The 3,479-nt window shown below is 68.2% G+C and carries 4 protein-coding genes; all 4 read right to left on the minus strand.

The window, feature by feature from the left end; translation table 11 throughout:
• Positions 1 to 953, minus strand: a 953-nt coding sequence (locus tag VFL64_RS10855; RefSeq protein WP_489540390.1) for an aminotransferase class I/II-fold pyridoxal phosphate-dependent enzyme, incomplete at its 3' end; no start/stop codon positions are given.
• Positions 950 to 2,473 (minus strand): amidophosphoribosyltransferase, encoded by a 1,524-nt coding sequence (purF, locus tag VFL64_RS10860; RefSeq protein ID WP_489540391.1) that lies wholly within the window; start codon positions 2,471 to 2,473, stop codon positions 950 to 952. The genes purF and VFL64_RS10855, both read right to left, overlap by 4 nt.
• 4 nt (positions 2,474 to 2,477) lie before the next feature.
• Positions 2,478 to 2,993, minus strand: a complete 516-nt coding sequence (locus tag VFL64_RS10865; protein WP_489540392.1) for a CvpA family protein — start codon at positions 2,991 to 2,993, stop codon at positions 2,478 to 2,480.
• Positions 2,994 to 3,017: 24 nt separating this feature from the next.
• Positions 3,018 to 3,479: SPOR domain-containing protein (locus tag VFL64_RS10870; RefSeq protein WP_489540393.1), on the minus strand; the 462-nt coding region annotated here is incomplete at its 5' end.

The raw sequence follows: 3,479 nt of genomic DNA on the forward strand, positions 1-3,479 counted from the left end.
AGGCCCGACTGCTGCGCCATGGCCAACTCATGCTGCGGGTGGGACGGCAGGCTGGGATGGAACACGCGCTTCACGGCGGCCTGTCCTTCCAGCCAGCGGGCCAGCTGCAAGGCCCGCTCGCTCTGCGCACGCACGCGGATCGACAAGGTCTCCATGCCCTTGAGCACCACCCAGGCATTAAAGGGCGACAGGCTCATGCCGGCGCTGCGCAGCACCGGCATGAACTTCTCGGTGACCAGTGCCTCGCTCGCGCACAAGGCGCCCGCCATCACGCGGCCCTGCCCGTCCAGGTACTTGGTGCCGGAGTGCATCACCACGTCAGCCCCCAGTTCCGCGGGGCGCGTGAGCACCGGCGTGCAGAAGCAGTTGTCCACCACCAGCAAGGCACCGGCGTCATGGGCAATCTTGGCCAGCGCGCGGATGTCGCACACCTCGGTGAGCGGGTTGGTGGGCGACTCGGCGAACAGCAGCTTGGTGTTGGGCCGAATGGCCTCGCGCCATTCGGCCAGATCGGTCTGCGACACGAACGTGCTCTGCACGCCGAAGCGGCCGAACTCACCCTGCAGCAGCCGGATGGTGGAGCCGAACACGCTGCGCGAGCAGACCAGGTGGTCGCCCGCCTTGAGCAGGCCCATCACCAGCATCAGGATCGCGGCCATGCCGCTGGAGGCGGCAATGCAGGCCTGCGTGCCTTCCAGCGCGGCCAGGCGCCGTTCCATCATCGTGACGGTGGGGTTGGAGAAGCGGCTGTAGACGAAGCCTTCTTCCTCGTTGGCAAAGCGCGCCGCAGCGGTGGCGGCATTGGGGTGCACGAAGCTGCTGGTAAGGAACAAGGCCTCGGAGTTTTCACCCCAGGGCGAGGCCGGCAGGCCTTCGCGCACGGCCAGCGTGTCGATGTGCAGGCCCTCGGGCAGGTCGGTGCGCGGCAGGCGCTTGCGCGGGTCTGCTGTCATGACGCCTCCGTGATGCCTTGCAGCGCCAGGCGCGAACGCACGCTCTCTTCCTCTTCGTCGAGCTGCAGGCTGCGCTGCGCCTGCATGGCGTTGAAGTCTTCCTGGCTTACGTCACCCGTGACGTAGTGACCGTCGAAGCACGACGCCTCGAAGCCGTTCAGGCGCGGGTTGAGCGAACCCACCGCGCGCTTCATCGCGTCCACGTCCTGGTAGATCAGCGCGTCGGCGCCGATGTACTGGCGGATCTCCTCGATGCTGCGGTCATGCGCGATCAGCTCAGCCTTGGTGGGCATGTCGATGCCGTACACGTTGGGAAAGCGCACCGGTGGCGCGGCCGAGGCCATGTAGACCTTGCGGGCACCGGCGTCGCGCGCCATCTGCACGATCTCCTTGCTGGTGGTGCCGCGCACGATGGAGTCGTCCACCAGCAGCACGTTGCGGCCACGGAACTCCATGCCGATGGCATTGAGCTTCTGGCGCACCGAGCGCTTGCGCACCGACTGCCCGGGCATGATGAAGGTGCGGCCCACGTAGCGGTTCTTCACGAAGCCCTCGCGGTAGGGCTTGCCGATCTTTTGCGCCAGCTGCATGGCCGAAGGCCGGCTCGACTCAGGGATGGGAATGACCACGTCGATCTCGCTGGGCGGCATGGTGGAGATGACGCGCTGGGCCAGCGTCTCGCCCATGTTGAGCCGCGCATGGTAGACCGACACGCCGTCCAGCACGGAGTCGGGCCGCGCCAGGTACACGAACTCGAAGATGCAGGGATGCAAGGCCGGCGCCGCGGCGCACTGCTGCGTGAACATGCGGCCCTTGAAGTCGATGAACACCGCCTCGCCCGGCGCCACGTCGCGCAGGAAGCGGTGGCCCGTGCCTTCGAGTGCCACGGACTCGCTGGCCACCATCAGTTGCGGGCCCTCCGGCGTGTCCTGCGAGCCGACGCACAGCGGCCGGATGCCGAAGGGGTCGCGGAACGCCAGCAGGCCATGGCCGGCGATCAACGCCACCACCGCATACGAGCCCTTCAGGCGCTTGTGCACGGCACCGATGGCCTTGAAGAGGGTCGCCGGCGACAGCACCTGCTCCCGCGCGGCCAGGTCCAGTTCGTGCGCGAGGATGTTGATCAGCACCTCGGTGTCGCTCTCGGTGTTGAGGTGGCGGCGGTCGATGGCAGCCAGCTCGCTCTTGAGCGCATGCGCGTTGGTGATGTTGCCGTTGTGGACCAGCACCAGCCCGAAGGGCGCGTTGACGTAGAAGGGCTGCGCCTCTTCTTCGTTGTAGGCATTGCCCGCCGTGGGGTAGCGCACCTGGCCCAGGCCCACGGTGCCAGGCAGCGCGCGCATGTTGCGGGTGCGGAAGACGTCGCGCACCATGCCGCGCGCCTTGTGCATGAAGAACTTCGCGTCCATGGCCGTGACGATGCCGGCCGCGTCCTGGCCGCGGTGCTGCAACAGCAGCAGCGCGTCATAGAGCAGCTGGTTCACGGGAGTCCGGGAGATCACGCCGACGATGCCACACATAGAGTCAGTCCTTGGTTGCTTTGGCCACACGCTGCGCCCAGTCGCCCGGCAGCACGGGGGTCAACACGGCAATCGCACCGCGCGACCAGCGGGTGCCAATGGAGTCCTGCCACACCGGCGCCTTGGCGAAGGGCGTGAGCGACACCACCATCACGATCACGGTCACCACCAGCAGGCCGCGAAAGAAGCCGAACAGCGCACCCAGCGCACGGTCGCCCGCATTCAGCGGCGACGCGCGGATGAGCTTTTGCAACAGCCAGCTCAGCAGCGCCCAGCCCACCAGCACGGTGATGAAGGTCGCGATGAAGCCGGCCACGCGATTGAGGTCTGCGCCGGGGGTGCCCAGCGGAATGTGATGCGCCGCCTCCACGCCCCACCACTGCGCGGCATACCAGGACACCAGCCAGCCCAGCAGGGACAGCACTTCCATGAGCATGCCCCGCAGCAGGCCCAGCAGGACGGAAAAGGCCAGCACGCCCAGCAGGCCGGCATCGACGGGATTGATCGCGCTGATGTTCACAGTCTCAGGTTCACAGTCTCAGGTTCACAGTGTCAGCACCGCCGCCGAGAGGCCGGCGGCCTTGATTTTTGCGGCCGTGCGGTCGGCCTGCTCCCGTTCGGCAAAGGGGCCCACCCTCACGCGGATGCGCCGGCCGGACCCCGTGTCCACCTCCTGGGTGTAGGTTCGCAGGCCCAGCCGCTCGACCCGGCCGCGCACGTCGCGCGCGGTATCGGCCTCGGCGAAGGCGCCCACTTGCACGACGAAGCGGTTCGCCGAAGGCGGAGCAGGCCGCTCTGTCGGCTTCGCCGGCCGGTCGCGCCCCTCCTGGGTCGCCTGGGCGCGTGCCGTGTCAGCAGCCGGCCGCGGTGTCGCAGCAGGCGAGGGCTTCGGTTCGGGCTTCGGTTCGGGTTGCAGCGCCGCGGCAGCCGTGGCGCTGGCCGCAGACGCAGCGGCTGCCGGCGCCGAGGCGGCAGCCGCGACTTCCTCATGCTTGGGGTCCGTGGG

Origin of the sequence: Rhizobacter sp., assembly GCF_035702065.1 — a bacterium.
Lineage (GTDB): Bacteria > Pseudomonadota > Gammaproteobacteria > Burkholderiales > Burkholderiaceae_C > Rhizobacter.

What these genes read in the sequence shown, in the direction of transcription:
- purF (WP_489540391.1), bottom strand. Translation starts at nt 2,473, where the DNA reads ATGTGTGGCATCGTCGGCGTGATCTCCCGGACTCCCGTGAACCAGCTG.